23 protein-coding genes and 1 pseudogene are annotated in these 26,471 nt (G+C 64.5%); 8 read left to right on the forward strand and 16 right to left on the reverse strand.

The genetic code is table 11. The annotated features are described in order from the left end of the window. Positions 1–46: 46 nt before the first annotated feature. From C1A15_RS16250 to C1A15_RS16270, 5 genes are all read right to left on the reverse strand, one after another. The gene (locus C1A15_RS16250) at positions 47–1,189 is read right to left on the reverse strand and encodes an alpha/beta hydrolase (RefSeq protein WP_101723534.1); all 1,143 of its coding nucleotides are present in this window, start codon (positions 1,187–1,189) and stop codon (positions 47–49) included. 42 nt (positions 1,190–1,231) lie between these two features. Beyond that, positions 1,232–1,654, reverse strand: a complete 423-nt coding sequence (locus C1A15_RS16255) for a helix-turn-helix domain-containing protein (protein ID WP_101723535.1) — start codon at positions 1,652–1,654, stop codon at positions 1,232–1,234. Positions 1,655–2,145: 491 nt separating this feature from the next. After that, complete coding sequence (locus C1A15_RS16260) at positions 2,146–2,697, reverse strand: glutathione peroxidase (RefSeq protein WP_101723536.1); 552 nt, start codon at positions 2,695–2,697, stop codon at positions 2,146–2,148. A gap of 140 nt (positions 2,698–2,837) precedes the next feature. Then, a complete protein-coding gene (locus C1A15_RS16265; protein WP_101723537.1) occupies positions 2,838–3,620 on the reverse strand; it encodes a nitroreductase family protein in 783 nt (260 codons plus the stop codon). Then, positions 3,617–4,375 (reverse strand): EFR1 family ferrodoxin, encoded by a 759-nt coding sequence (locus C1A15_RS16270; protein WP_101723538.1) that lies wholly within the window; start codon positions 4,373–4,375, stop codon positions 3,617–3,619. The genes C1A15_RS16265 and C1A15_RS16270 overlap by 4 nt, the downstream gene beginning before the upstream one ends. A gap of 106 nt (positions 4,376–4,481) precedes the next feature. Here C1A15_RS16270 and C1A15_RS16275 point away from each other — a divergent pair, with 106 nt between their 5' ends. Then, positions 4,482–5,003 carry a TetR/AcrR family transcriptional regulator gene (locus C1A15_RS16275; RefSeq protein ID WP_101723539.1) on the forward strand — a complete coding sequence of 174 codons (522 nt, stop codon included), beginning with the start codon at positions 4,482–4,484 and terminating at the stop codon, positions 5,001–5,003. A gap of 65 nt (positions 5,004–5,068) precedes the next feature. Continuing rightward, positions 5,069–5,485 carry a nucleotidyltransferase family protein gene (locus C1A15_RS17155; protein WP_219618203.1) on the forward strand — a complete coding sequence of 139 codons (417 nt, stop codon included), beginning with the start codon at positions 5,069–5,071 and terminating at the stop codon, positions 5,483–5,485. Here C1A15_RS17155 and C1A15_RS16285 read toward each other — a convergent pair. From C1A15_RS16285 to C1A15_RS16295, 3 genes are read right to left on the reverse strand one after another with little or no spacing between them, the layout of a single operon-like run. Then, positions 5,482–5,982: a LytR C-terminal domain-containing protein gene (locus tag C1A15_RS16285; RefSeq protein ID WP_101723540.1), complete on the reverse strand. Its 501-nt coding sequence runs from the start codon at positions 5,980–5,982 to the stop codon at positions 5,482–5,484. The two genes, C1A15_RS17155 and C1A15_RS16285, sit on opposite strands and share 4 nt — an antisense overlap. Positions 5,983–6,024: 42 nt before the next feature. Next, the gene (locus tag C1A15_RS16290; RefSeq protein WP_101723541.1) at positions 6,025–10,716 is read right to left on the reverse strand and encodes a 2-hydroxyacyl-CoA dehydratase; all 4,692 of its coding nucleotides are present in this window, start codon (positions 10,714–10,716) and stop codon (positions 6,025–6,027) included. 12 nt (positions 10,717–10,728) lie between these two features. Then, on the reverse strand, positions 10,729–11,388 hold the full coding sequence (locus C1A15_RS16295; RefSeq protein WP_101723836.1) for a TetR/AcrR family transcriptional regulator: 660 nt from the start codon (positions 11,386–11,388) through the stop codon (positions 10,729–10,731). Between the two features lie 516 nt (positions 11,389–11,904). On the opposite strand from C1A15_RS16295, the gene C1A15_RS16300 reads away from it, so the two are divergent. Both C1A15_RS16300 and C1A15_RS16305 read left to right on the forward strand, forming a co-directional pair. Beyond that, positions 11,905–12,876 carry a biotin--[acetyl-CoA-carboxylase] ligase gene (locus C1A15_RS16300; protein WP_101723542.1) on the forward strand — a complete coding sequence of 324 codons (972 nt, stop codon included), beginning with the start codon at positions 11,905–11,907 and terminating at the stop codon, positions 12,874–12,876. A 468-nt stretch (positions 12,877–13,344) separates the two neighbouring features. Continuing rightward, on the forward strand, positions 13,345–14,709 hold the full coding sequence (locus C1A15_RS16305) for a PFL family protein (RefSeq protein WP_101723543.1): 1,365 nt from the start codon (positions 13,345–13,347) through the stop codon (positions 14,707–14,709). A gap of 50 nt (positions 14,710–14,759) precedes the next feature. Here the strand turns inward: C1A15_RS16305 and C1A15_RS16310 are convergent, their stop codons facing one another. Together C1A15_RS16310 and C1A15_RS16315 are read right to left on the reverse strand one after the other, a co-directional pair. Beyond that, entirely contained in the window at positions 14,760–15,215 is a 456-nt protein-coding gene (locus tag C1A15_RS16310; protein WP_101723544.1) for a type II toxin-antitoxin system VapC family toxin, read from the reverse strand. Continuing rightward, positions 15,212–15,532, reverse strand: a complete 321-nt coding sequence (locus tag C1A15_RS16315) for a type II toxin-antitoxin system RelB/DinJ family antitoxin (RefSeq protein WP_101723545.1) — start codon at positions 15,530–15,532, stop codon at positions 15,212–15,214. The genes C1A15_RS16310 and C1A15_RS16315 overlap by 4 nt, the downstream gene beginning before the upstream one ends. Before the next feature lie 286 nt (positions 15,533–15,818). Between C1A15_RS16315 and C1A15_RS16320 the strand changes: the two genes are divergently transcribed. Then, a complete protein-coding gene (locus tag C1A15_RS16320; protein WP_180953127.1) occupies positions 15,819–17,231 on the forward strand; it encodes a helix-turn-helix transcriptional regulator in 1,413 nt (470 codons plus the stop codon). A 111-nt stretch (positions 17,232–17,342) separates the two neighbouring features. On the opposite strand, the gene C1A15_RS16325 is transcribed toward C1A15_RS16320, so the two are convergent. Together C1A15_RS16325 and C1A15_RS16330 are read right to left on the reverse strand one after the other, a co-directional pair. Then, positions 17,343–17,966 (reverse strand): cytochrome c3 family protein, encoded by a 624-nt coding sequence (locus C1A15_RS16325; protein ID WP_101723547.1) that lies wholly within the window; start codon positions 17,964–17,966, stop codon positions 17,343–17,345. A gap of 8 nt (positions 17,967–17,974) precedes the next feature. Next, positions 17,975–19,645 (reverse strand): FAD-binding protein, encoded by a 1,671-nt coding sequence (locus tag C1A15_RS16330; RefSeq protein WP_101723548.1) that lies wholly within the window; start codon positions 19,643–19,645, stop codon positions 17,975–17,977. A gap of 438 nt (positions 19,646–20,083) precedes the next feature. Here C1A15_RS16330 and C1A15_RS17465 point away from each other — a divergent pair. Further along, positions 20,084–20,257: pseudogene (locus C1A15_RS17465) on the forward strand (response regulator transcription factor); the annotation flags it as partial. A gap of 4 nt (positions 20,258–20,261) precedes the next feature. Here C1A15_RS17465 and C1A15_RS16340 read toward each other — a convergent pair. The 4 genes from C1A15_RS16340 to C1A15_RS16355 form a co-directional block, all read right to left on the reverse strand. Further along, positions 20,262–20,627, reverse strand: coding sequence for a YccF domain-containing protein (locus C1A15_RS16340; protein ID WP_101723549.1), 366 nt, complete (start codon positions 20,625–20,627; stop codon positions 20,262–20,264). Further along, positions 20,611–21,024 (reverse strand): hypothetical protein, encoded by a 414-nt coding sequence (locus C1A15_RS17160; RefSeq protein ID WP_219618204.1) that lies wholly within the window; start codon positions 21,022–21,024, stop codon positions 20,611–20,613. The genes C1A15_RS16340 and C1A15_RS17160 overlap by 17 nt, the downstream gene beginning before the upstream one ends. Positions 21,025–21,030: 6 nt before the next feature. Then, positions 21,031–21,762 carry a TlyA family RNA methyltransferase gene (locus C1A15_RS16350; RefSeq protein ID WP_101723839.1) on the reverse strand — a complete coding sequence of 244 codons (732 nt, stop codon included), beginning with the start codon at positions 21,760–21,762 and terminating at the stop codon, positions 21,031–21,033. A gap of 70 nt (positions 21,763–21,832) precedes the next feature. Continuing rightward, positions 21,833–23,749: a response regulator transcription factor gene (locus tag C1A15_RS16355; RefSeq protein WP_245865066.1), complete on the reverse strand. Its 1,917-nt coding sequence runs from the start codon at positions 23,747–23,749 to the stop codon at positions 21,833–21,835. Here C1A15_RS16355 and C1A15_RS16360 point away from each other — a divergent pair. Further along, on the forward strand, positions 23,703–25,202 hold the full coding sequence (locus C1A15_RS16360; protein ID WP_245865067.1) for an FAD-dependent oxidoreductase: 1,500 nt from the start codon (positions 23,703–23,705) through the stop codon (positions 25,200–25,202). The genes C1A15_RS16355 and C1A15_RS16360 overlap by 47 nt on opposite strands. A gap of 147 nt (positions 25,203–25,349) precedes the next feature. Then, complete coding sequence (locus tag C1A15_RS16365) at positions 25,350–26,465, forward strand: C45 family autoproteolytic acyltransferase/hydrolase (protein WP_219618205.1); 1,116 nt, start codon at positions 25,350–25,352, stop codon at positions 26,463–26,465. Positions 26,466–26,471 lie beyond the last annotated feature (6 nt).

The following is a 26,471-nucleotide window of genomic DNA, read 5'->3' on the forward strand; positions in this document are numbered from 1 at the left end:
GTTTCGATATGGCATTCGACGGACGCAGCCGTGGCGGCACCTCCCTTCAGCCGCGGCTCACGGATCCTTCGACTACGGCTGCGGCGGCGAGGGCGTCGACGAACACCTGCGGCTTCTCGTAGTGGATGTCGTGGCCCGATTCGACGACCATCGTCTCGCAGTTTGTCACGAGCTGTCGCACGCGCGCAGCGTCGTCGTCGGAGTTGGCGGCGAACAGGATGCCGTCATCGCCGTAGTTCGTCTTCGCCTTGAGGTACACGGTGGGGCACGCGATGCGGCTCAGCACCTCGGCTTGGTCGACGCCCTCGAACCAGGAGCCGTCGCAGAACGTCTCGCTGAACCGTACGTCGAAGTCATCGTAGAAGTACAGGCCGCGCACCCAATCGTGCGGCACCCACGCCAGCGTGAGATGCGCGTCGGGTCGGGTGGCGCGCTCGGCCTCCGTCCACGCGGCGATCTTTGGCTGCAAGCCGCCGAACAGGCGGAACAGGTAGCTGTGCTGCGCATAGAACACGGCGGGATCGGCCACTTCGTCCTGGTTGAGGAAGGCGTGCGTCACTTCGAATCCGTCCTTCCACACGAAGCAGCCGGGCTCCTGCCGCATCTCGTCCGGCGTTACGCGGAAAAACGGCGGATCCTCCAGCACGCACCCCGTCACCCGCTCGGCGTCGTTGGCGGCCAACCAGGCGGCGACGATGCCGCCTGACGAATGGCCCGACACGAGGTACGGGCCGCCGATCTCCTGCGTGACGAAGGCCTTGAGCGCCTCGCCGATGGCCCGGCACGAGTAGAGCTCCTCGTCGTGGCTCGACTCGCCGTGACCGAAGCAGTCGACGGCGAACACGTGGTAGCGCGCGGCCAGGTCGGGCAGCACGCGCGCGTAGTCCTCCCACTGCATCGACTGGCCGTGCACGAGCACGAGCGCCGGACCGTTGTCGGGGCCCTCGGCGTAGTTGACGGTGGCGGTGGCGTCGGCGGTGCTACCGGGCGCTTCTTCGCCACGCACCGGCACGCTCACCTGCGCTTGCTTCTCCGCGAAACCGGCCGCGTACGCCTTCGCGAGATCGCGCTCCTCGCCGTGACGGTTGGTGTCCACGTACCACGCCAGCGCGGCTGCGATGCACACCGCCAGCACTCCTATGACGACAGCTGCGATCATGCCGATCCTCCTCTTCCCGACGGTGCTCATGCGTCCTCCTCGCCTCGAAGCCCGCACCGCCGAGCGGCGGGGCTATCGGTCGACCATGGTGCGGAGCATCGACACGCGGTCCATGAACTCGTCGGCTTTCAGGATGGCGAGACCCTGCTCCTCGTCGCCCAGCACGAGCAACGCGTCGCCGGCCTCGATGCCGAACAGCTCGCGCGCCTGCTTGGGGATGACGATCTGTCCGCGCTCGCCCACCGTGACGGTGCCGAACAGGTGCTTGCCGCGCGGCGGCATGGGCAGCACCGTGCCCTGCGGGTCGTAATCCACGAGCGCGTCGAGCGACACGTCGAGCGCGCGGGCCAACGCCCCCGCGTTCACGAGGTCGGGAGCGGATTCGCCCGTTTCCCACTTCGTCACGGTCTGCCGCGACACGCCCAAGCGCTCGGCCAGCTGCTCCTGCGTGAGCCCGATCATCTTGCGCCTGCTCTGAATGTTCGAACCGATCATGATATTCATACTCCTTGCCGTCCATGGTAAGCCTTCAACCAGCCCCGATCCACCAACCGATGATGACACGAACCCGAAACCTTGTCGCGTTTCGTTAGCAAGAAGGAAGGAAGCGCACGTTCGCCCCCGCCTCTCGCCCCCATTCTCTGCTCGATGCGCCGCATCGACGAACCGAGGTGAAATTGGCAGGATATTCCCCTATTGGCAACTTGGATGCGGCAAGTGTGCCTCGCAGGTCGAACGCTACCGGAGAAAGACCAGGTTGCGGAGGCGAGTTCGCAAGCGAAACGCGATCAGGTCCGGATCAGCTTACCAACAAGGGAATATTCTGCCAAAAACAGCCTCCGTGGCGGATGCTGGCACATGTCCTCCCGCATCTTAAGGAACCAAACAAATGTTTCACGTGAAACATCCGGCCCACAGACGCGAAAAAGCCGCCGCATCGAGCTTCGACGCGGCGGCTTGCGCGATCTTGGGTGCCGGGCGCGAACCTACAGCAGCTCTTCCACGGCCGACGCGACCACGTCGGGGATGCTGGTCGTGGGCTCGAAGCGGCGAACGACGTTACCATTACGATCGATAAGGAACTTCGTGAAGTTCCACTTGATGTCGGGCTTGCTCGCGTAGTCGGGGTCGGCCTTCGCCAGCAGATCTTCGAGCACGGGCTTCAGCTCGTGGCCTTCGTCGAAGCCCTCGAATCCCTTCTGCTGCTGCAGGTAGGCGAACAGCGGGTCGGCGTCTTCGCCGTTGACCTCGATTTTCGCGAACTGCGGAAACGTCACGCCGAAGCGGGACGTGCAGAATTGGGCGATCTCCTCGTTCGTGCCCGGCGCTTGGTGGCCGAACTGGTCGCACGGGAAGTCGAGGATGTCGAACCCGCGCTCGTGCAGGGCGCGGTACAAGCCTTCGAGCTGGGCGTACGTCGGCGTGAATCCGCATTCCGTCGCTGTGTTGACGATGAGCAGCACGCGCCCCCGATAATCGGAAAGCGCCACGTCGTCGCCCTGCTGGTCCTTCACGGTGAAATCGTAGATGCTAGCCATGGGTCCTTCTTTCGATGAGGTGGTCGTTCGTCTGAGATGTTCGAACCCATGATACCGTTAAATGATACTTTGTTACTAACATTTTACGTAACGGTCATTCATCGGTTGTCTGCGGCGCACGGCGGCGATGCGAAAACCCCTCACGCCCAGCGTACCGCGGCTGCTTCCTTTGGGGCGGTGCGGTGGTAGCGCACGGCGGGATGACCGACGACGAGGGTGGCGACCACCTTCTGGCCGCGGGACAGCCCCAGCTCACGGCGCAGCGCGCGCGACGCGGCGGCGGCCATCGAGAAGTAACCGCTGTACAGCACGCCCAAGCCGCACGCCTGCGCCATGAGCTCCATGTTGGAGGCCGCCAGCGCGCCGTCGATGTCGTTGCGCGCGACCACGACGATGGCCACGGGCGCGCCCTTGAAGAAGAACCGGTCGTCGATACTGGTGCGGCGCGCCATCGAGTTCACGAGCCGCACGAAAGGGAGCACCCGCCTGAACAGGCGAACCGCCCGCGCCTCGAAGCGCGCGATGCCGTCGCGCAGCACCACGTACGACACGTCTTGCGCGTTTTTCGCGGTGGGCGTCAGCCGTCCCGCCTCGATGATACGGGCGACGTCCTCCTCCGACACGGGCTCGTCGCTGAACCGGCGCATGCTTCGGCGCGCGGCGATGGCCTCGAGCAGCCGATCCGCGTCGAGGGCCGGCGGCGCGCCTGCGCCCAGCTCGCGCGGCTCGTCCTCGAAGCCGGTCATGGACACGGCCCCTTTCGGGCAGATCGCGACGCAATGCCCGCAGAGGATGCAGTCCCGGGCGATCACGCGCGCCTTGCCGGCTTCGACCGCGATGGCGCTTGCGGGGCAATCCCCCTCGCACAGGCCGCACCCGATGCACCGCGCCGCGTCGATCACCACGTCGTGCGCTTGCCTCATGCGAGCTCCTCCGTCCACAGATCATGACGATGCCGATCACGCGACTTCGGCCCGTATTCGATGGCACCGGTCGGACACCCTGCGATGCAGGCCATGCAATGCGTGCACGAGCCGCGCCACGCGGGCTTGCCACCGGACAGCGCGATGTTGCCAAGCGGGCAGCGCTCGACGCATCGACCGCACGCGACGCACGCATCCGAGGCGGCGAACTTCGCATCGTGCACGAGCGCCGGGTAGAACGCGACGTTCACCGGCCCGCTGCGAAACCGATCGCGCAAATCCACGGGGCGATCGGGAAACGGCTCGCCTTCGCCGACGAGGGCGGCCAACTCGGCCACGCGCGGCTCGGCGCGCTCGACGATGGCGCGGCACGCTTCGGCATCGGGCGTGTTATAGAGCGCCAGGTAGTTCTCGGGCATGACGACCGGCGCGAGCCCGCGGAAGCGCAGCCCGGCGCTCATGCACAGCTTGCGCGCGTACGCTGCGGCATTCCCGCAGCTCCCCGCGCACGTGAGCACGAAATACGCATCGAGACAGCCTTCGAAGCGCGCGCTGCGGATCCACCGATCGACCACACGGGGCATGCGCCACGCATACGTCGGCACGACGAACACGAGCGGCCGCTCCGAGCGAAACGACGCGGGATGGACGTCCTTCATCGCCTGGTTGATGGAAACGACCTCGTCGCCGAGCGCCTCGGCCAACCGTCGCGCTGCCCATTGGCTGTTTCCGGTGCCGCTGAAGTACAAGATCATGACGCATCTCCCATTCCGGTGGTATCATTCTATGTGATACATTTTGTATCAGATATGGGTATGCCGTCAATCCACCTACCGGAGACAAAACGGGGTGATCTGTCTCATGGACAAGAGGAAACAGGAGAACCAGCGCGTGAAAGACCAGCTGCTGGCCGCGTTGATCGAGTTCTCCGGCCGCAAGGACTGGTCGAAGGTGACCGTCACCGAGCTGGTCGAGCAGGCGGGCGTCGCCCGCGCTTCGTTCTACCGCAACTTCTCCTCGGTCGAGGAGGTGGTCGAGTACGGCATCGGGCAGGTCACGCAACGTTACCACGAGGGCATGCCGGACAGCGACGTCGACAGCCGTGCCCGCCTCGAGTTCAAATTCCGCTTCTACCAGGAGCACGCCGGCCTCGTGCTGGCGTTCCATCGCGCGAAGGCGGGCACGTCGCTGCTCGACCTCATCACCGATTGCGAGATCGAGGCCCGAGGCGACATGCCGGCGAGCTCGCTTTCGCGCTACGAGCTGTACTTCAGCGCCGGCGCGTTCTACAACGTGCTGCTCTGCTGGCTCGAAGCCGGCATGCCCGAGCCTCCCGACGTCATGGCCGAAGCCTTCGCCCGCATGGCGGAGGGCGTTCGCTGACGCTGTGCCGCCTGATTCCGCCTCTCATGCGGAGTAGAAGTAGAAGTTGCGAAGGATGAGCGCTGATGGCCGGAACCGTGTCCCTCTACCTACAAGACAGAACGTTGGCGAAGCTCGATGCGGCAGTCGAACGGTGCGCCGCCGAAGATCGTGCGAAGGGTTTGACCGGTCGCGAGGTCACGAATCGGTCTCGTTTGATCGAGCGCATCATCGAAGAGCACCTTGCCGCCGAGCCCAAGCTGAGCATGGAAGACATCCGATACCACGTGGTTTCCCTTGCAGAAGAATACGGCGCAGAGAAAGTCTCCCTCTTCGGCTCGTACGCACACGGCGAAGCGAGCGAGTCGAGCGACGTGGATCTGCTGTTGGAAAAGGGGGCTATTCGAGGTTTTCGCGTGCTCGATTTCCAAGACGCGCCCGCCCGGCGCCTCGGCGAGAACTTCGACGAGGGCGGTGTTTCACGTGAAACATTCGTACGCTAAACGGGTTCTGGGTACATCACGCCGCCTTCGCCCAGCATGACGAGGATATCGTAGTCCATGCTCCAGCCGCCAGTCCAAGCGTCTTCGTAGCAATAGGGGTCGAAGGGCGGGAGCGAGTCGAACAGCGCCGCGACCTCATCCACCTCTGCGCGATGCTCTTCGTGGTGGTACGACACCCGATTGCCCTTCTGGTGATACGTGGCGTTGTCGACCGTGACATGCTCGAACCCGAGCGCCTCTATGTCATCGGCGGCCTCGCGCGCGGCCCCCTCCTCGCCGCTTGCGTTCAGCACGAGCACGGTGATCTCGCCTTTTCCCGCGCGAAGCGGCTCAGGCTCGGTCGGAGCGGCGCCCCCGGCGGGCTGCTCGCTTTTGGCGGGCTGCTCGACAAGGGCGCCATCGCTCGGAGGATTTTGCGGTTCAACGCTTGACGCGCACCCGGTCAACGCCGCGCCGAGTGCAGCGACGACGACGATCCCGACCATCCGTTTCAGCATCTTGGACCTCCTCGTATCGGCGGTTCCGGGCGCAGGCGCCCCTTACGCGCGCTTCGTCTCTATCTCAAGCTCGCCGGCATCCTCTTGCGTGGCTTGGGGGCGCTTGGCGTTCACGAACCGATCGCGCGTCTTCTTCGCCTCGGCCTCCTTGTCGGCCAGGTTCGCCTTCGCCACCGAGATCATCAGCTTGATGCGGTTGAGCTGGTTCACCTCGGACGCGCCGGGGTCGTAGTCCACCGCCACGATGTTGCTGTCGGGGTAGCGGCGGCGCAGCTCCTTGATGACGGCCTTGCCCACCACGTGGTTCGGCAGGCACGCGAACGGCTGGGTGCACACCACGTTCGGCGCGCCGGTGCGGATGAGCTCCACCATCTCGGCCGTCAGCAGCCATCCCTCGCCCATCGAGTTGCACAGCGACAGGATCTCGCTGGCGTACTCGGCCAGCTCGTAGATGTCGGCAGGCGGCTCGAAGCGGCTCGAAGCCTCGAGCGCCTTCGTGACGGGAGCGCGCATCTTCGCAATGGCCCACAGGCCGATGCGCGAACCCACCGCACCCTTCGCCGAGCGCCCGAGCGGATCCTTCTGGAAGATGCCGCCCGCGATGCCGAACAGGAAGAACTCGGCCAGGCCCGGAACCACGGCCTCGCAGCCCTCGCGCTCGATGACGTCGACGATCTGGTTGTTCGCCGTCGGGTGGAACTTCACGAGGATCTCGCCCACCACGCCCACGCGCGGCTTCGTGCCCTCGCCGGTCAGCGGCAGCGTGTCGAAGTCCTCCACGATGCGACGCACCGTGTCCTTGAACTCGCGGCGCTTGAGCCCTCGGCGCAGCTGCGCCTTGCACGTGGCCATCCAGTGGTCGAACAGGCGGTTCGCGCTGCCCGCCTCCACCTCGTAGGGACGCGTGCGGTACAGCGCCATCATGAGCAGGTCGCCGTAGAAGATGGCGTAGGCTGCCTGCAGCAGCATGGCGGGCGTCACCTTGAAGCCCGGGTTCTCCTCTCCGAGGTCCTTGAACGACAGGGCGATCACGGGTATGTGCGGCAGGCCCACGGCCGCCAGCGCCTTGCGGATGAGCGAGATGTAGTTCGTGGCGCGGCAGCCGCCGCCCGTCTGCGTGATGATGACGGCCAGCTTGTCGGTGTCGTAGCGACCCGACATGACCGCCTCCATGATTTGGCCGGTGACCAGGATGGACGGGTAGCAGATGTCGTTGTTCACGTACTTGAGGCCCGCGTCCACCGCGCCGTGGTCCACCGACGGCAGCAGCTCGAAGTTGTAGCCGTTGCGCTTGAAGATGTCCACGAGCAGGTCGAAGTGGATGGGTGCCATCTGCGGGCAGAGGATCGTGTAGCCTTCGTCCTTCATCTCCTGCGTAAACACCGCGCGCGGGAACTCGGTGGTGGCGCCTTCGCGCTGGCGGAAGCGCTCGGCAACCTCGGGCGCGGCCTTCTGGGTGAACGTCTCGGGGGTGGCGCCGGTCAGCTTCGCCGCGATGGCGGCTTCCGTCTGGCCCGTCTTCGCGTCGATGGCCGCTTCGGGCGTGGCCTCGAACGTGTCGGGGTCGAAGCTGACGGCGGGGCAGCCGCGCGGCATGCGCTCGGCGTCGGCCTTCTCGTCGGCCTGGTCCTTGAGCGCCGCCAGCAGCGAGCGCACGCGGATGCGCGCCGCGCCCAGGTTCGACACCTCGTCGATCTTGAGCACGGTGTACACCTTGCCCGCCGCCTCGAGGATCTCCTGCACCTGGTCGGTGGTCAGCGCATCGAGGCCGCAGCCGAAGCTGTTGAGCTGGATGAGGTCGAGGTCGGCTCGCTCGGTGGCCACCTTCGCCGCCGCGTACAGGCGGGTGTGGTACATCCACTGGTCCACGAGGCGGATGGGGCGCTCGAGCGTGCCGAGGTGCGCGATGGAGTCCTCGGTGAGCACGGCCAGGCCGAAGCTGGTCAAGAGCTCGGGGATGGCGTGGTTGATCTCCGGGTCGTTATGGTAGGGGCGGCCCGCCAGCACGATGCCGTGCGTGCCCGTGGCCTCCATCCAGGCGAGCGTCTCCTCGCCCTTCGCGCGGATGTCGCGCTTGAAGGCCTCGTCCTCGGCCCATGCGGCTTCCACGGCAGCGTCCACCTCGGCCTGCGTGGGAGCTGCGGCCGAGCCCATGAGCTCGGGGTGCGCCTCGACCAGCTCCACGAACAGGCGCTTCTTGAGGTGCTCCTTCTGGTCGTAGGGCAGCCACGGGGTGAGCAGCTTCACGTCGGACGTGCGCAGCTCGTCGATGTTGAGGCGCAGCGCCTCGGGGTAGCTGGCCACGATGGGGCAGTTGAAGTGGTTGCCCGCGCCCTCGTCCTCCTGGCGCTCCCACTTGCTGCACGGGAACCAGATGAAGTCGGGGGCCTTGTCCAGCAGGTTCATGATGTGGCCGTGGCTGAGCTTCGCCGGATAGCACACCGATTCGGACGGCATGGACTCGATGCCCGCCTCGTAGGTCTTCTTCGTGGACGGGTCGGACAGCACCACGCGCCAGCCGAGCTTCGTGAAGAACGTGAACCAGAACGGGTAGTTCTCGTACTGGTTGAGCGCGCGCGGGATGCCCACGCTGCCGCGCGGGGCGTTCTCGGGCGCGAGGGGCTCGTAGTCGAACAGGCGGCTGCTCTTGTATTCGTAGAGGTTCGGCACGTTCTTGCTCTCGTCGAGCGTGCCCGCGCCCTTCTCGCAGCGGTTGCCCGTGATGAAGCGGCGGTGCTTGCCCGTGGTCTCGTCCACGCCGAAGTCGTTGACGGTGAGCAGGCAGTGGTTCGAGCACGCCTTGCAGCGCACGGTCTTGTGCGTGGGCGACAGCTCCGCCAGCTGCTCGAGCGTGAGCAGGGTCGAGCACACGGCGACGGGCGCGGCCAGCTCGTCGTTCTCGGAGCTCCACGCCGCTCCCGCCTCGGCCTTGCGCGCCTCGAGCGCCACGGCGGAGTGGTAGCGGTCGCGCGCGAGCAGCGCGGCGCCGAACGCGCCCATGTTGCCGGCGATGTCGGGGCGCACGGCCTGGACCTCGGACAGCTGCTCGAACGCGCGCAGCACGGCGTCGTTCAGGAACGTGCCGCCCTGCACGATGACCTTCGTGCCCACGTCGTGCGGGTCGCGGATCTTGATGACCTTGAACAGCGCGTTCTTGATGACGGAGATGGCAAGGCCCGCGGCGATGTCGCCCACGGTGGCGCCTTCCTTCTGCGCCTGCTTCACGCGGCTGTTCATGAACACGGTGCAGCGGCTGCCCAGGTCGACGGGGCGCTCGGCGCGCACGGCGGTATCCGCGAACTCGGCCACGTCAAGGTTGAGGCCCGTGGCGAAGCTCTCGATGAAGCTGCCGCAGCCCGAACTGCACGCCTCGTTGAGCATGATGTGGTCGATGACGCCGTCCTTGACGCGCAGGCACTTCATGTCCTGGCCGCCGATGTCGAGGATGAACTCGACGCCCGGCAGCATCTCCTGCGCGCCGCGCAGATGCGCCACCGTCTCGATCTCGCCGGAGTCAACGCGCAGCGCCTCCAGCAGCAGGTGCTCGCCGTAGCCCGTCACCGTGGCGTGACCGATGCGCACGAGCGGCTCGCCCGTGTCGGCGTCCACCGGCATCTCGTTGTACAGGTTGGAAAGCGCCGTGCGGGCGCAACCCAGCACGTCGCCCTTGTTGCTGGCGTAGTGCGACCACAAAAGCGCGCCGTCCTCGCCGATGAGCGCGGCCTTGAACGTGGTGGAGCCGGCGTCGATGCCGAGGTAGGCCGTGCCCTCGTAGTCCATGAGGTTGCCGCGACGCACGCATTCGCCGTCATGACGGTTCTTGAACTGGGCGTACTCGTCCTCGCTGGCGAACAGCGGGGGCAGGCGCACCACTTCGGAGCCCTGGATGTCGCCGAGGTTCTTCAGGCGATCGAGCACGTCGTCCAAAAGCTCGGCCTTCACCGTCTCGCTGGCCGCGCCCGCGATGGCGCAGCCGCCGGCCACGAACAGGTGGGCGTTGTCGGGCACGATGATGTGCTCGTCGTCCAGCTCGAGCGTCTCGTAGAAGCGCTTGCGCAGCTCGGGGAGGTACTGCAGCGGGCCGCCGAGGAAGGCCACGTGGCCGCGGATGGGCCGGCCGCACGCCAGGCCGCTGATGGTCTGCGTCACCACCGATTGGAAGATGGACGCGGCGATGTCCTCCTTGCGCGCGCCCTCGTTGATGAGCGGTTGCACGTCGGTCTTCGCGAACACGCCGCAACGGCTGGCGATGGGATACAACGTGGTCGCGCCCTGCGCCAGCACGTTCAAGCCGCCCGCGTCGGTGTTCAAGAGCGCGGCCATCTGGTCGATGAAGGCGCCCGTGCCGCCGGCGCACGTGCCGTTCATGCGCTGCTCGATGCCCTGGTCGAAGTAGATGATCTTCGCGTCCTCGCCGCCCAGCTCGATGGCTACGTCGGTGGCGGGGATGAAGGTTTCCACCGCCATCTTCGAGGCGATGACCTCCTGCACGAACTCGATGCCCAGCCACTGCGCAAGCAGCAGGCCGCCCGAGCCCGTGATGGCGATGGTCATGCGCTCGGTGCCGAAATCGGCCGCCGCTTCGGACAGCACCTCCACGATGGTGGCGCGCACGTCGGCGTGGTGGCGACGGTACACCGAGAATTTCACCTCGTTGGCCTCGTCGAGGATAGCCAGCTTGACCGTGGTGGAACCCACGTCGATGCCGATATGCAGGTTGTTGTTCTCTTCCATAGCTCCCTTGCCTTACAGCTTGATCGATTCGCCCGGTTTGATGAAGAACAGCCTCATGGCGATCAGCGCCATCTCCTCCGAGCTTTCCTGCATGCCCGTTTCGATCCAGCGCGTGATGACGCCGAGGTACGCGGATGCGAAGAACGCGACGTAGTAGCCGACGAACGGCGACGGGTCGTTGCGGTAACGCTCGTGCAGGATGGATTGGACGAGGTTGGTGCACACGGAGTCGCGCAGGCGCGGGCCGAAGCCCACGTCGCCGCCCGGGCCGAGCGCCGCATGGAGGAACGCGCCCTGCTCGCGCAAATAGTCGAACAGCTCCACGAGCAGCGGCAACGGCTGCTTGCGCGCCCGGTAGCCCAGAAGCGAGCGCACGGTGAGGCTCTGCATCTGCGCCTGAAAGCGATCGAGGTCGTCCATGACCTCGGCTTCCAGCTGGGCCAGCAGATCGTCTTTGTCGCGGAAATGGTTGTAGAACGTGCCGCGGTTGAGGTCGGCGCGCTCGCACAGATCGTTCACCGAGAAGCCGTCGAAGCTGCGCTCCTCCATGAGCTCGATGAGCGCGTCGCGCAGCGCGCGCTTCGATCGCGTGATGCGGCGATCCTGCGGGGCAGCCGTGCTTCGCGCCGCCGCGACAGCGACGGGAGCGGGCGAAACGGTTGTCGTGGTCATGATCACCTCTAATTGAACAGTTGGATCAATAATGAACAACTTGTTCATTATCGCTCATTATAGCCGTTCGCGACGGGAGAAGCAACGCGGGAGAACCCCGCGTTTGGACGAGGAGCGCCGCACGACGTGCGGCACGTCGTGCGGCACGGCGCCCCTTCCGCGCCCTTTCCGCGACGTGCTGCGCCTCCCGCCTTTCGACCGTACGTTCCTTCGGCCGCGCGGCTCGTCCGCCTCCCGCGGACGCACCTTGCCTGCGCCTCCAGCGGGACGCGCCCCGCCTGCGTGCCCCGCGGTACGCGTCTCGTACGCCTCCCGCGGGCGCGCCTCGTCCACGGCGCGCTGCGTGCGCATCGCCGCGCGGCGGCGTTCCGGATGTTTCACGTGAAACATTCGTTCGCTTTCTCGCGCCTCCGCACGCCGATCGCCGCCGCGTGCCCTTCGCGCTCCCACCGTCCATTGTCACCCTCATTCTCCAATCGCGTTGACACGATCCGATCCCTCTCCTACCATGCACCCATGGGAACCAAGGAACAACTGCTGCGCCTGCTGGAGGACAACCGCGAGCGCTACGTGTCGGGCGCCGCGATGGCGCAGGCCATCGGCGTGAGCCGCAACGCGGTGTGGAAGGCGGTCGAAGCGCTGCGCGCCGAGGGGTACGCCATCGACGCCGTGACGAACAGGGGCTACGCACTGTCGCAGGAGAACGACCTGCTGTCGCCGCAGGGCATCGAGCGATTCCTGCCGCCCGACCACCCCTTCGCCATCGTCGTACGCAAGCGCGTGGACTCCACCAACTCCGAAGCGCGCCGTCGCGCTGCCGAGGGCGCGCCCGAGGGGACCGTCATCGTCGCCGAGGAGCAGACCGCCGGCAAGGGGCGTCCCGGCAAGACGTTCTTCTCCCCCGCATCCTCGGGCCTGTACCTCAGCATCGTGCTGCGGCCTGCGCTGGCCGCCGACCGCGGCCAGTTCCTCACCTGCGCCGCCGCCGTGGCGGGCGCGCAGGCCATCGAGCGGGTGACCGGCAAGAAAGCCCTCATCAAGTGGGTGAACGACATCTACTGCGACGATCGGAAGGTGGCGGGCATCCTCACCGAGGGCATAGTCGACATGGAGTCAGGGCGTTTCGAGCATGCGGTGCTCGGCATCGGCGTGAACGTGAAGCCGCCCACCGACGGCTTCCCCCGCGACATCGCCGACGTGGCGGGCGCCGTGCTCGACGACCGCACGGGTGCCGTTCGCTGCGAGCTGGCCGCCGCCATCCTCACGCGCTTCTGGAGCCTGTATCAGCACGTGGGTGACGCCTCGTTCTACGACGAGTACCGACGCCGCTGCTTCCTGCTGGGCCAGCCGCTGGTCGTAACCAGGGGATCCTCGCGCGTGCGCGCTCGAGCCGTCGACCTCACGTCCGACTTCAAGCTGGTCATCGAGCTGCCCGACAAAACCCGCTGCGAACTCCCCTACGGCGAGGTCAGCACTCGGCTCACCTAGCCCACCGCTCACTCGGGCGGCCGCGTGCCGCGCGCAATCCACGCACCCCTCGGTCACGCCGATGTTTCACGTGAAACATCTGTACGGAATTCCCGTTCGGCGCATGATCCTTGCCGGGCTTCGCCCGGATGCACGGTTTCCGCCTTTATGTTGCGAATTCGCGGCACCCGGAGGCATGCAGGGCTATGCGGCAGAGGCCGAACTGGGGAAACGCGTGCGTTCGGCACGGAACGTGGAGCGCAGGAGGCCTCAACCGCAACATAATGGGGAAAACCGCGCGCCGAAGGGCATGCCGGAGCCGCGTCGCGCTCGGTCATGCGTCGAACGGGGGGCAGAATATCTGCTCCCTTCTTCCGGCTGCCCTTGAGAAGAAACGTCGAAATCGAGCGAACCGCGACGCCGCCGACCACGGGGTTTGCTATGCTGTTCCGCACGATCACACAACGCTTGAGAGAAAGACGGGGCATCATGCAGATCACGCCTGCTGAAATCGCCGAGACGCTTGCCATGGTGAGCAAGCAGCACCTCGACATCCGCACGATCACGCTGGGGCTGAACCTGCGAGGTTGCACGGACGCCGACATCGACGTCATGGCGCGCAAGGTGTACGACCGCATGACCACCGCCGCCGAGCGCCTCGTGCCCACGGCCGAGCAGCTCGAGCGCGAGTACGGCATCCCCATCGTGAACAAGCGCATCTCCGTCACGCCCATCGCCGAGATCTGCGCCGCCACGAACGCGACCGACCTCACCCCCATCGCCGTAGCCATGGACAAGGCCGGAAAAGAAGTGGGCGTCGACTTCGTGGGCGGCTTCAGCGCGCTCGTGCACAAAGGCGCTTCGAAGGCCGACAACAAGCTGATGGAGTCCATCCCCCACGCGCTGTCCGTCACCGACAACGTGTGCTCGTCGGTGAACGTGGGCTCTACGCGCGCGGGCATCAACATGGACGCCGTGCTCAAGATGGCCGGCATCATCAAGGCCACCGCCGAGGCCACGGCTGACCGTCAGTGCATCGGCGCGGGCAAGCTCGTCGTGTTCTGCAACGCCGTGGAGGACAACCCCTTCATGGCCGGCGCGTTCCACGGCTCGGGCGAGGCCGACGAAGTGGTGAACGTGGGCGTGTCGGGTCCCGGCGTCGTGCGCGCCGTGCTGGCCGACTTGGCCGACGACGCCGATATCACGTCGGTGGCCGAGGCCATCAAGGCCACCGCGTTCAAGATCACGCGCGCCGGCGAACTCATGGCGCGCGAGGCGTCCAAGCGCCTCGGCGTGCAGCAGGGCATCCTCGACCTATCGCTGGCGCCCACCCCGGCCGAGGGCGACTCGGTAGCCGAGATCCTCGAGGCCATCGGCGTGGGCCAGTGCGGCGGCCCCGGCACCACGGCCGCGCTCGCCATGCTCAACGACGCGGTGAAGAAGGGCGGCGTCATGGCGTCCTCGTCCGTCGGCGGCCTGTCCGGCGCGTTCATCCCCGTGTCCGAGGACGCCGGCATGATTCGCGCGGCCGAGGACGGCGCGCTGTCGCTCGAGAAGCTTGAGGCCATGACCTGCGTGTGCTCCGTGGGCCTCGACATGATCGCCGTCCCCGGTGACACGTCCGTCGAGACCATCTTCGGCATCATCGCCGACGAATGCGCCATCGGCATGATCAACTCGAAGACCACCGCGGTCCGCCTCATCCCCGCCATCGGCAAGACGGTGGGCGACCAGCTCGACTTCGGCGGCCTGCTGGGTTACGCCCCGGTCATGCCCGTGAACAGCCACGCTGGCACCACGTTCGCCCACCGCGGCGGCCGCATGCCCGCCCCCCTGAACTCCCTGAAGAACTAGCAGAACAACAAAAACGCGCTCGAAGGCGGCCCTGCGGGGCCGCCTTCTCGTTACCACGGTATTTCCTCGTAGGTGAGGCCCTTCTCCTCGGCCAGGTAGGCGAACAGCTCGTCGCAATCGAACACCTTGATGGACGACTTCTCGAAATCTTTCTGGTTGCGCGTGATAATGGCGTCGGCCTTCAACCTGAGCGCGCACTGGTACACGCAGGCATCCTCGAAGTCGACCCACGTGGAATCGAGCGCTGCGTCGACATCTGCCTCGCTGAAAGAACAAACGCGTACAGCAGCGCGCACTCCTTTGAGACTGCTCTTCACTTTGCTTGCAAGCGAAGGCTTTCCTCCATCAGACAGAAGATAAAATGCGTCAGCAATCTGGGAAGAACTCATCCAAAGCTCTAACTCATGAAGAAATCCCAACATCATGAGCTTCCGCGCAGAGCTTCCGAAAGGACCGCGATCCTTCACATGATCGATGATGATGTTCGTATCAACGATAAGCTTCATTGACCATCACCGGGATCCATAAGACCCCGAGCGATAAGGCGCTCCCGTTTCACTTCTTTCAGCGTCATATTGTCGAAACGACCGGAAACATCGGGCATCTTAATACTGTCCACCCAGGCGATCGCCTGCGCGATTTCTTCCTGCGTGTACTTCCGTCGCCCCTGCTGCTCGGGAAACGGCAGCTGCTTCTTCTCCAGCACGTAGTCGTACAGGCGATTCACCGCTTGCGAGGCGTTCGTGCCCAACTGCTCGAGCATGCGGTTGCCCGCCTCTTTCTTCTCCGCCGACATGCGCGCCGTCACCATCGCATCAGCCATGCTGCACCTCCTATGTTGTACGTACAACATATGATAGCATGGAGAGCAGCGGATCTCAAGGCATGCCGAAACCGCGTTCGCCAGCGACCCACCCGATCGGGGTGGACTTTGCGAGCGCGATAAAACAATGTACAGTATTCCCAGTTCATAGACATAATTCTAAAAAACTTACGTCATCGCATCATCCTTGTTCGGATCGAGTACACCTGATAAGCTCGAAACGAGGGCGCGGCGCGGGGGAGAAATGCGAAGCGCGCGGCGCCCCTTCAAGCAGGAGGGAATATCGATGATCGACCAGCTGACGAGCGTCTACCGACCGAAACGCAATGCGCTGTTCTTGGGCCTCTGCTTCCCGCAAGCCTGGATGTTCGTGGTGAGCCAACGCGTGGTGTTCGACAAGCTGGCCTTTCAACTCGCCTTCCATCTGGGCATGCTGGCGGCCCTGCTCGCCATAGCCCTGCTGTTTCGACCCGGTGCCGAACGCGACCCGCACGTTCTCTTCCATCCGCTCAGCGCCATCGCCCTCTGCGTCACGCCGCTGCTCGGCATCGCTTCGGTGACGCTGCCCGTTTTCGCCCAAGTCGCTGCGGGAGCAATAAGCGGGCTCGGCATCGCCTTCTGCTTCTCGTCGTGGTTCCTCATCTACAGCAGCATGAAAACCAAAGACGCCTGCGGATTCATTTTGCTGGGGTTCTCGTTCGGAGCCCTCATCTGCCTCGTCATGAGCATCTTCTCCCTGACCGGCACCGCTCCCGTCCTCGCCGTCGCCTGCGTCCTGCCGTTCGGCTCCATCATCTGCGCGCGCCGCGCTTGGGATGGGACGTCGAACCTCCTGGTCAATCGACCGGGTGTTACCACGCTTCGCAAGCAGCCGCGCCGATCGTCCTCCCTTTTCCTCGTCGTCCAGGTCATCGTGTACGCCGTGATTTTCGGCAACGGCATCATATTCAGCATTCTGCAGGGAGCCATTCCCAGCTCGTCGCACGAGCACGCGATCGCCTTCGCCAATTATGCGCTGCGCGCCCTGCTGCCTTTCCTCCTCTTCATGTGGCTTGTCGCCCGAGAGGACAACGCACGGGCGAAGGCGCTGGCCAACTCGATGCTGCTGGCGCTGACGTTCCTGCTGCTCATGCTCTGGTTCGTAGCCGGCGCCTCGTCCGCCATCGCCTACATCTCGCTTTCCCTGGCGCGCAACCTCGTGCTCGTGCTGTTGTACCTCGTGCTGATCAAGCTCGCCCAGCGAAGCGCGCAGCACCCCTGCTTCGTGTTCGGCATCGGTCGCGGACTGTACGAAGCATCCGTCGCCGGCGGCATCGCAGCGTACAGCGCCCTCGCGAGCGCCTACGGGACGCTCCCCATCGAGGAGCACATCGTGCAAGCAACGGCCATCTGCGTATTCGTGTTCCTGGCCAGCTGTTTTTTCATGACCGCCCAGAACCTGCACGACGAGCAGCCTGCACCCTCGTATCCCGTGGACGACCCCGACAAGGGATGGGGCCAGGTGAAGCATGAATTCTCTCTGTCCGATCGCGAAAGCGAGATCATGCAGCTGCTCTACCGCGGACACACGAAGAAGGGAATCGCCGACATTCTCGTCCTGTCGGAGAACACCGTACGTTGGTACACGAAGCAGCTGTACGCAAAGCTCGACGTGCACAGCAAGGAGGAGCTCATCCGCCTGGTGAACGAGCGCCGATAGCGCATGCGGACGGCCAAGATCGCCGAGGGAGAGGCGATCTTGGCCGTCAGGCCGTACCGCGCCGCCGGGAGGGAGAGCGGCGGGCACGCGGGATCGTTCAGCGAGGCTCGCTTACTCGTGGCAGGTGTAGCACTCGTACACGTTCTGATGGTGGCACTGCGTGCACGCTGCGGCCGCCGTCTCTTCAAGCGGTTTCTCATCGTGCATCGTATGGCAGCTTCCACAGGTCAACGTGTCGTGACTTGCGCTCTGCGGCAGATCGTGCGGGTTCACTGTCGTGCCTTGGTCGTCGGTGAGCGCCGTCGAGGACGCGGCGGCCCCCGGTGCACCCGCGTCGGCGTGGCAGCTCACGCACGCATCCTGCTCGACCGAGGTCTTCGACAGCTTCTTCGCCCCCTTCGTATCGGCCAGCGTGACGCCGTCATGGGCCGCGGCAAGGCCGTTTTCATCGGTGTGGCATTGCACGCATTGCAGGTTGGCATGGCTGGTCGAAACCTGGCACGACGAGTCCGTCAGCGACGACGACTGCGTCGCATGGCACAGACCGCAATCGGCATCGGCCGACCAGGAGAACGGGGCGTCGCTCGCCGCCGCCTTGGCCGTATCGCCCGCCTTGCCCGCCTCGCCGCCCGCTTGCTGCGGCGTGCCGCCGCACCCGGCAAGCGACGCGCACAGCGCGAGCAAGATCGCCGCCGGCACCAACGCGCGCATGCCTTTCTTCGCGGATACGTTCATGAGCGCTCCTACTTTCCGTCGCTCGCATCCCACGGCTCGAGATCGCCTGCATGCAGCATGGCGAAATGGCCTGTGGTCAGCGCTTCAGCAATGTTTCCCAGGTTGTAGTTGCCGCCGTTCAGCGATCCGAACTCGCCCACGTTGTACAGGCGGGGAATCACCTCGTCATTCGTGTCGAGCGTCTGGTTGTGCTCGTTATGCTTGGGACCGCCCTGGGTGTTGATCATGCCCATGCCCATCTCGATGGCGTAGAACGGCCCGTCGTCGAACGCCGCCATCGTCTCGGGATCGCGTTTGAAATCGGAATCGGCGCCTGTCTCGCATAGGGCGTTCCAACGCTCCACCGTCGCCGCCAGCGCCGCGGCGTCGACGCCTTCGCACTTCGTGCCCGAAGGAGACGTACCCACCATCGCCGCAGCGAGCTCTTCGATGGTGTCGGCTTTCACGATCCACCCCTGCTCGAGCGCCCAGGCGTTCGTCCATTCCTGGCCGAGCAGCTGGTGAACGCCCGCGTACGACACGAGCGACTTCGGCTTCGTCGACTGGATGTACAGCGGTGCGGCGTCAAACGTCGCCTGGTCGAACACCATCCAGTACGGCAGGTTGGAGAATTCGTACGTGTCGGTGTCCATGTCGTACCACACCGTGCGCTTGCGCGTGTGCTGCGGCGAGTGCGATAGATTCTTCGTCTCGTTCACGAAACGCTCGCCCTTGTAGTTGACGAAGAACCACGACGAGGCGTCGGGGAAATGTCCCGCCGACTGCATGCTCACCGAGCACCCTACCTGCTCGGATGGCAGACGGTAGCACGGCGATCCTATTTCGGAGCAGTCCATGTGCCACAGTTGCGCCCCCGCTTCCACACACATGCGGTGGCCGTCCCCCGTGTTGTGCGGCGTGCCCCACGGGAACATATGGATACCCCAGCCGGTGTACCACTGTTGCATCATGGGATTGCCCTCGAAGCCGCCGCACGCCATGATGACGCCTTTTTTAGCCTTGATGGCGATGTCACCGCCGGAGCCTTCGGCAACGACGCCGAGGATTTCCTTCGTCTCGGGATTCTGCACGAGGCGTTTCGCCGGCGTGGCGAGCCGGATATCGGCCCCTTTGTCGACCGCGATTTCGTGGAAGTTCCCGAACAGCTCAGAACCGCCCGCGTCGCCGCGTTCGGACCAGGCCACTTCGCCGGTCATGCGCGAGGGATCGCCGTAATCGCGCCAAACCCAGTAGATCTCGAGATCCTCGAGGGAGTCCAACCACACGCCCGTCTCGATCTCCTGCTCGACGATGGCGGGATACAGCACGTCGCCGTCCTCCTTGCTCACCGACCCCTGGTTGAAATGCCGTAGCATCTCCACCATGCCGTCGGCATCGTCGGGCTTCATGCAGGTTTGGATGCAGCCCGTCGCGCATCCCAGGTTGCCGCCGTCGGGCTCGCTCGACTTCTCCAGCGTGATCACGCCCAGGCCGGCGTCCAGGCCGGTGATGGTGGCGGCCACGCCGGCCGCGCCGTACCCCACCACGACGACGTCGGTTTCCTCGTCCCACGCCTCGGGCATCCACCACGCTTTCTGATCTTGCGATGCCGACCCGCATCCGACCAGCCCGACCGCAGCGGTTCCCACTGCCGCCAGCCCTGCGCCTTTCAAAAAACTCCGCCTGCTGAACTGTTCCATCGTTCCTCCTTCGATCTGCACGGCTCATGCCGCCCTTGCGCTTTCGATAGTAGGCTCGACGCATTCGCGGCAGTCCCCCCGTTGCGGGTGGAACCGCCACCCGTTCAGCAGTGACTTTCGCGCGCCCGCCCTGACGAAGCGGGTGGAAACATGGCGCGAGAAAGCCCGGACAAGCCCGGGCTTTCTCAATGAACGTGCGCCCGCGTCCGGAGAGGGAAGGATCGCAGGCACCGAAGTGTTCTCGATTATTGCAGCGTCGCCGTCTCTTTATCGCGAGTCTTGATCTCGACCCCCGCCTCGGCCAGGCGTTGCTCTACTGCGATGCCGATGCCAGCGCTCGGCATTGCGTTCAGGACCCCCGCCAGCATTGAAGACGGAAGCCGTCAACTGGAACGCATAGTAAGGACCGTCGCCGATGGAAACTAGGTCCTCAGCACCCGCGAAGAGAGCATTGCGTTTCTCGGGGCGGAAGGCAAATCGAATGCTGATATCGCAAGCGAGCTATTCATTGCACCGGGAACCGTACGCACCCATGTGAGCCGCATCTACGCAAAACTCGATATGCACAGCCGCGAAGAATTCTTCGACTCGGTGGAGAAGCCTCGCCGGTAATTCCCTACTTCCCGCGCACCACCGCGCCGAAGGGCAGCAGCGCCAGCTTCGCCTGCTTGAAGCACTGCAGACCGAAGGGGATGCCGACGACGGTGATGCACAGCAGCACGCCGTTGATCAGCGCCTCAAGCGCCAAGAACACGCCGCCGAAGATGAACCACAGCACGTTGAGGACGGCCGATCCCGCGCCGCCACCGTATTCGACTTCCTTGCCGAACGGGAAGAACGCGAGCCCCGCCATCTTGAAGCACTGGGTGCCCACCGGGATGCCCACGATGGTGATGCACCACAGCAGCCCGACGAGGCACCAGCTCACGCCCTGCCAAAACCCAGCGAAGATGAACCACAGTATATTACCGATCACGCTCATGATCATCATCCTTTCGAATGGCGTGCGCTTCTTCGGCCTCGCGTCGCGACGCGGCGCGCACGAACTCGAAGAACGCGAAGATGATAGATACGATTGTGAGAACCGACACGATAAGCTGCGACATCGCCGTCGCATACTCAGCCTGGCTCGAATCGACCGCACCTAGAATGAGATAATACACACACCAGATCAATCCGAGCGCCAACATCAGCATGGTTATGAATTCGAGAACTGTGGACACGCGTTTCCTGAACGCCGTCGCCTTTCGCACCCGCTCTTCGCTATAGCGAAGCCCTCCCGCTTGGCGCGCCTGCGTGCGCATCTTGAAAGCACCGCCGAAAAATCCCACCACCACGCCGAGCGAAAGCGCGCAACACAGCGAATACAGCATGTCCATAGCGTCCTACTCTCCGTACACCGCGCGCACGAGGTATTCCACGTTGCCCTCGGGTCCCGTGATGGGCGATTCCACCACGCCCGTCACCGCGAACCCCTCATCGACCAGCGCCGCGCGCACCTCGTCCACCGTGCGTCGCCGCACGGCCTCGTCGCGCACCACGCCGTGCTCCGTCTCGTCGGGCCGCGACTCGAACTGCGGCTTCACCAAACCGATGAACACGGTGCCCGGCTGCGAGAAGCGCGCGAACGTGGGCGCGAGCGCCGCGAGGCCGATGAAGCTGAGGTCGGCCACGAGCACGTCGAAGGGCGCGCCCAGCTCAGCCGGGTCGGCCAGCTTGATGTTCACGCGCTCGAACACCGCCACGCGCGGATCCTGCCGCAGCTTCCACGCGAGCTGCCCGTAGTTCACGTCGACGCACGCCACGCTGGCCGCGCCGGCCTGCAGCAGGCAATCGCTGAAACCGCCGGTAGACGAGCCGATGTCCAGGCAGCGCAGGCCCTCGACACGCTGCCCGAACGCGTCGAGCGCGCCCTGCAGCTTGTGGCCGCCGCGCGACACGAAGCGCTTGCGGTTCTTCACCACGACCTCCGCGTCGGGCGCCACCTTGAGCGCCGCGCTCGCGGCGTACACGTCGTCCACCTTCACCTCGTGAGCCAGCACGGCACGCAGCGCCGCGTCGGCATCCGCGAAGTACCCCTGCTCAACCAGCAGCGTATCAAGTCTGATCTTCTTCATGGGGAACAGTATAGCAATGATGGCCCCGAATTCCGGAAGCGCCGCAAGAACGAGGACGGGAGACGAGCGATCATCTGAGGTCGGCATCCGCCCGATAGGACTCGATAAGATCGATCAACTCCTGCTTTGAATGCACGTCGGTCTTTGCATAGATATGCTTGATATGGGTTTCGATCGTGCTCTTGGAGATGGTCATGGTTTCGCGCATATAGGGCACCGATCGGCCTTTTCCCAAGTAGCCCAGCACTTCCGTTTCGCGCGCCGACAGCTTGAAGTCGTCCGAAACGCGAGCGATAGCATCGACGCCCTGCTCCAGCGGCTCGTCGTGCAACGCCGGGACCTCGGCGACAGGCTCGTCAAACCGCTTCTGCAAATGCACGAACAGCGGAAGCATGACGACGCATACGCAAATGAGAAAGAGACACGTGGCCTGCACATCGAACGAGGGGGCGAACGATCCCAACAAGCCCCCCAGCAAGAACCCCAACTGCGTCACTGATCGAAAAATGCCGAACGTCTCGCTGGGCAAGCAGAGACCCTTGGCGGTTATGCGAGCGAATATGGCGAAGAACAGCACTTCCACGTACAGCGTTGCCGTGCACGCCAGCACGAAGGCAATCGTATTGCAGAGCGCAGCGTCCAACGAGCGAAGAGAAAGCGAGAACACGATGAGCGGGATGACCAATTCGTAGAGAAACGAGAAGTTCAACCGGCTTGCGTGCGCTATGGCGAACGCGGCGACGCATCCCGCAATCACGCCGCCGAACGCGTACGCCACGATCATGTCGTCGCCGAAAAAAAACAAATCGCGCGGAGCAAAGCTGGTCACCACGAACCCGGTTGCGATGCTGCACGTCATGGAGCAGAGGGCAAGTTTCGCAAGGGACGGCAGCACCTGTTTGAAAGGCTCTTCGGCTGAAGGGAACACGAAGTCGGGCGCTTGTACGTTCTTTCCGAGAAGCAGCATAACGCACGAAACCAGCGGGTACAGGGCGGCCAGAATGCCGGATGAAGGCCATGGAAGCACGTACGTCAACAAAGCCGCTGCCACGAACACCGCCAAAGAAGCCGGTATGCACGATTCGGCGTCCTCTTGGCCTATTTCGCAGAACAGCTCCCCCCACGCCACCCACAGCGTCGACGACGCCAAACCGCCCAGCGCGCTCACCGCGAGCAAGGGAGGCCAACCGGGCATGATGTAGAACAGCAGCGTTGTTGCTGAAACGACCGCCGACGAACCCAAAATGACGATCGGCCCCAAAGGAACGCGCTTGCGAGGACGGAACGCCAAGGCCAAAAGGCCCACTGCGGAAAACGCCAGCGAAACGCACAGCGTGGCACGGTTCTGAAGGCTGTCGGACGGGAAGATGCCGCCCGAGAACCACGACCCGTACACCCAGGCGAGCATGAGCCCCAACCCAAGGAACCGGGTCCGAGCCCGCCCGAAAAACATGTCAAGAGATTGCACCCAAACGAACACGACCGTCCCCCCCCCGCTTTCGATAGAGCCCCATTGTAGAGGGACGCGAAGAACGATGGCAATCCCGTGAAAGAGGGGATGCGCCTCACCTGCGAAAACAAGAAATCCCGTGTTAACACGATGCAAAACGCGAGCCGAAAGAAGCACAATGCGCCCAGATCCAAAACGGGTCGCAAGGACGATCGAAAGAAATGGGGAATTGCGTATGGCATCGAAAACCGTTCTGAGCCGCCGGCACTTCATTGCAGGGGCATTGGCGGCAAGCACCGCCGCCGCCTTGGGCGCCACGGGGTGCGCCCCGGCATCATCCGGATCGCCGAAGGACGAAGGCGCGCCGTCTTCCGACGGCGCTTCCCCTTCGGGCGCCGTTCCCGCCGGCGATGCGCCGGCTTGGCTCGGCGAGGCTCCCAGCATCACCGACGCCGACTGCAAGGAAACGATCGACACGGAGGTTCTGGTAGTGGGAGCCGGCTGCTCCGGCTTAGTGGCGGCGAACTTCGCCGCCATGGAAGGCGCCGAAACCCTGCTGATCGAGAAATTCGACAAGGGCACCGGCCTGCGCGGCTCCGCCATAGGCGCCGTGGGATCCCGGAAGCAGCAAGAAGCCGGCGTCGTGATCGATCCCATGGAAATCTGCAACGACCTCGCCCACTATTCGCTCAACAACTCCTCCATCGACCTCCACCGCCTCTGGACGGATCACTCCGCAGAGGCCGTCGATTGGTATTGCGATCTGGTCGACGGCGTGGATCAGTGCAAAATCGATCTTGAGTGGAGCATGCCCAGCCAGGAAACCCGCTACGCATGCTGGCCCACCGGACACGGCGCCATGCTCGACAACGGCAAGAGCGGCAAAGACGAAGCCAGCGGAGAAGGCGTCACCTACGCATGCGTGGAGGGGAATTTCACGGCTCAGTCCAACGCCACGCTCAGGTACCAGACGAGCCTGGAATGCCTCATCAAAGAAGGCGACAAGGTAGTGGGAGCCTATGCGAGCACTGCCGACGGCAACTACCTGCGCATCAACGCTTCCAAAGGCGTCATCGTAGCCACCGGCGGGTACGCGAACAATGCGGAGATGTACACCGCGCTGCAAGCCGATAACGCAAAGGGCCTGTGCGGCATCGTCCCCTTCGGCAACTTCAACGCCCAAGGCCAAGGCATCAAGGCCTGCTTGTGGGCCGGAGCCGCAAAGGACGAGATTCCGACGAGCATGGTGTTCGACCGCGGCATCATGCGCCCCGACCAGGCGCCGGGCGATCCTTTCGCGATGGACTTCGGCTACTTCCATATGGCAACCCAGCCGTTCCTCAAGGTGGACATCGAGGGCGAGCGCATCACCAACGAGTCCTCCCCCTACGACTTCCTCATCCATGCGCTGGCAAAGAAGAGTCGTCAGCGCGCCTGGTACAACATCTGGGACTCCCAGTGGCCCGCCGACATCGAGCGCTTCCACACCATCGGCTGTTCCGGCCTGATAAAGGGAGAAGGCACCAACCAGATGGATCCGGAAGGCGTGGAGGGAACGGCCGCAATCATCGAAAGCCTGGTCGAGGAAGGCAAGATCGTCAAGGCCGACACGCTTGACGAGATAGCCGACGCGTTCGGCATCGACAAAGAGACGTTCTTGGCCACCGTCGAGGAGTACAACGGTCTTTTCGATGCGCAGAACGACACGCAGTACGGAAAAGAAGCTTTCAGGCTGTCGGAAATCCGCACCGCGCCCTTCTATGCATGCAAGCTCTCGGGCATAGCGCTCTGCACCCTCGACGGCATCAAGATCAACACGAAGTTCCAGGCGCTTGACGCCGACAACGCTCCCATCGAGGGCCTTTACGTCATCGGCAACGACTCCGGCAACTATTACAACGGCAGCTATCCGAACCTGGCCGCCGGCCTCAACGCCGGCCGGTGCGTCACCTTCGGCATGCTGTGCGGAAGGCACGTGGCGAACCTGTAGCTTGACGCAAGCCAGCGGCCCCGGTCGGCTCCCCTGCGACCGGGGCCGCGCTCGCACATCGCTTTGCGCAGGAATGGTCAGGATTCCCCGCGCGTCGTTCTCTACCATGGAGGGTGCACCGCATCCGAAGACGAGAGGAACGACATCGTGAAAACCGCCACCATGACCTTCAAGAACCTGACCGGAACCCACTACGAGGCGGGGCAAACGCTGGCGCATTGGGTACGCACGCGCCCCGACCTGCTGCAGCGCGCCATCCTTCCTCCGGATGCCTATCCTCAAGACAAGCTGCGCGCCATCGAGGATTTGCTCGACCGGCACTGCGCCGGCGTCAACGAGGAGATCCAGGGCTTCGCGGACGGCCTCGGAATATCGCCCGACCAGGCGATGTACTATGCAGCCACCTACGTGGAGCGCGGCTGCAGCGCGATGGCGGCCTTGCCCTCCCGCACCGCGAACGGCCACGCGCTCGTGGCGCGCAACTACGATTTCACCGACGAGATCGAGGAGCTGTGCTTCGCCTACACCGACATCGACGGGGCGTTTCGACACGTTGGCTCCCTGCTCAACCTGTTCGGTCGCTGCGACGGCATGAACGAGCACGGACTTGCCGTGTGCATCACCAGCAACGGCATCCCCGTGGGCAACTTCGAAGGCGGGCGCAAGGCGGGGGTCACCGGCTTCATGTTCTGGGCCGTCGTGCGCAGCATCCTCGAGCAGTGCGCCACCGTCGACGAGGCGGTGGCATGGGCGTTGGAGGCGCCCATCAGCTTCAACATCAACCTCATGCTGGCCGACGGCGAGGGCCGCATCGGTTTGCTACAATGCATGGACGGCCACAAGGGCTACGAGGTGCTCGAAGAGAGCGGCCCGGTGGGCACGGCGGATCATCTGGCGGTGACGAACCACGTGGTGCTGCCCGACGTGAAGCCGTTCGAGACCGAGCTGCTCGACAACTCGATCAAGCGCCTCGCGGCCATCGAGCGCTTCTTCGACACGCACCCCAGCGTGTCGGCCGACGACCTGAAAACGCTGCTGTCCACCCCCTACCCCGACGGGCTCTGCTGCCACTTCTACCCGATCTTCTTCGGGACGCTGCGCTCCATGGTGTTCGACACCGCCGCGCGCAGCATCGAGATGACCTGCGGATCCCCTCGCGCGAACGCTTGGCGCCGCTTCGCCGTGGAACCGCTCGACGAGCAGGATTTCAGCATCGACCTGCCCTGCGAGGATGCGAACGAGGAATTCTTCCGCATCCTGTAAGCCCGC

The sequence above is a fragment of the Eggerthella timonensis genome, from assembly GCF_900184265.1.
In the GTDB taxonomy this organism is placed as follows: Bacteria; Actinomycetota; Coriobacteriia; order Coriobacteriales; family Eggerthellaceae; genus Eggerthella; species Eggerthella timonensis.

Coding starts and splice junctions, on each gene's coding strand:
- C1A15_RS16250 (WP_101723534.1), bottom strand. CDS start 1,189: ATGAGCACCGTCGGGAAGAGGAGGATCGGCATGATCGCAGCTGTCGTC.
- C1A15_RS16255 (WP_101723535.1), bottom strand. CDS start 1,654: ATGATCGGTTCGAACATTCAGAGCAGGCGCAAGATGATCGGGCTCACG.
- C1A15_RS16260 (WP_101723536.1), bottom strand. CDS start 2,697: ATGGCTAGCATCTACGATTTCACCGTGAAGGACCAGCAGGGCGACGAC.
- C1A15_RS16265 (WP_101723537.1), bottom strand. CDS start 3,620: ATGAGGCAAGCGCACGACGTGGTGATCGACGCGGCGCGGTGCATCGGG.
- C1A15_RS16270 (WP_101723538.1), bottom strand. CDS start 4,375: ATGATCTTGTACTTCAGCGGCACCGGAAACAGCCAATGGGCAGCGCGA.
- C1A15_RS16275 (WP_101723539.1), top strand. CDS start 4,482: ATGGACAAGAGGAAACAGGAGAACCAGCGCGTGAAAGACCAGCTGCTG.
- C1A15_RS17155 (WP_219618203.1), top strand. CDS start 5,069: ATGGCCGGAACCGTGTCCCTCTACCTACAAGACAGAACGTTGGCGAAG.
- C1A15_RS16285 (WP_101723540.1), bottom strand. CDS start 5,982: ATGCTGAAACGGATGGTCGGGATCGTCGTCGTCGCTGCACTCGGCGCG.
- C1A15_RS16290 (WP_101723541.1), bottom strand. CDS start 10,716: ATGGAAGAGAACAACAACCTGCATATCGGCATCGACGTGGGTTCCACC.
- C1A15_RS16295 (WP_101723836.1), bottom strand. CDS start 11,388: ATGACCACGACAACCGTTTCGCCCGCTCCCGTCGCTGTCGCGGCGGCG.
- C1A15_RS16300 (WP_101723542.1), top strand. CDS start 11,905: ATGGGAACCAAGGAACAACTGCTGCGCCTGCTGGAGGACAACCGCGAG.
- C1A15_RS16305 (WP_101723543.1), top strand. CDS start 13,345: ATGCAGATCACGCCTGCTGAAATCGCCGAGACGCTTGCCATGGTGAGC.
- C1A15_RS16310 (WP_101723544.1), bottom strand. CDS start 15,215: ATGAAGCTTATCGTTGATACGAACATCATCATCGATCATGTGAAGGAT.
- C1A15_RS16315 (WP_101723545.1), bottom strand. CDS start 15,532: ATGGCTGATGCGATGGTGACGGCGCGCATGTCGGCGGAGAAGAAAGAG.
- C1A15_RS16320 (WP_180953127.1), top strand. CDS start 15,819: ATGATCGACCAGCTGACGAGCGTCTACCGACCGAAACGCAATGCGCTG.
- C1A15_RS16325 (WP_101723547.1), bottom strand. CDS start 17,966: ATGAACGTATCCGCGAAGAAAGGCATGCGCGCGTTGGTGCCGGCGGCG.
- C1A15_RS16330 (WP_101723548.1), bottom strand. CDS start 19,645: ATGGAACAGTTCAGCAGGCGGAGTTTTTTGAAAGGCGCAGGGCTGGCG.
- C1A15_RS16340 (WP_101723549.1), bottom strand. CDS start 20,627: ATGAGCGTGATCGGTAATATACTGTGGTTCATCTTCGCTGGGTTTTGG.
- C1A15_RS17160 (WP_219618204.1), bottom strand. CDS start 21,024: ATGGACATGCTGTATTCGCTGTGTTGCGCGCTTTCGCTCGGCGTGGTG.
- C1A15_RS16350 (WP_101723839.1), bottom strand. CDS start 21,762: ATGAAGAAGATCAGACTTGATACGCTGCTGGTTGAGCAGGGGTACTTC.
- C1A15_RS16355 (WP_245865066.1), bottom strand. CDS start 23,749: ATGGCGGCGAAGTTCGCCGCCACTAAGCCGGAGCAGCCGGCTCCCACT.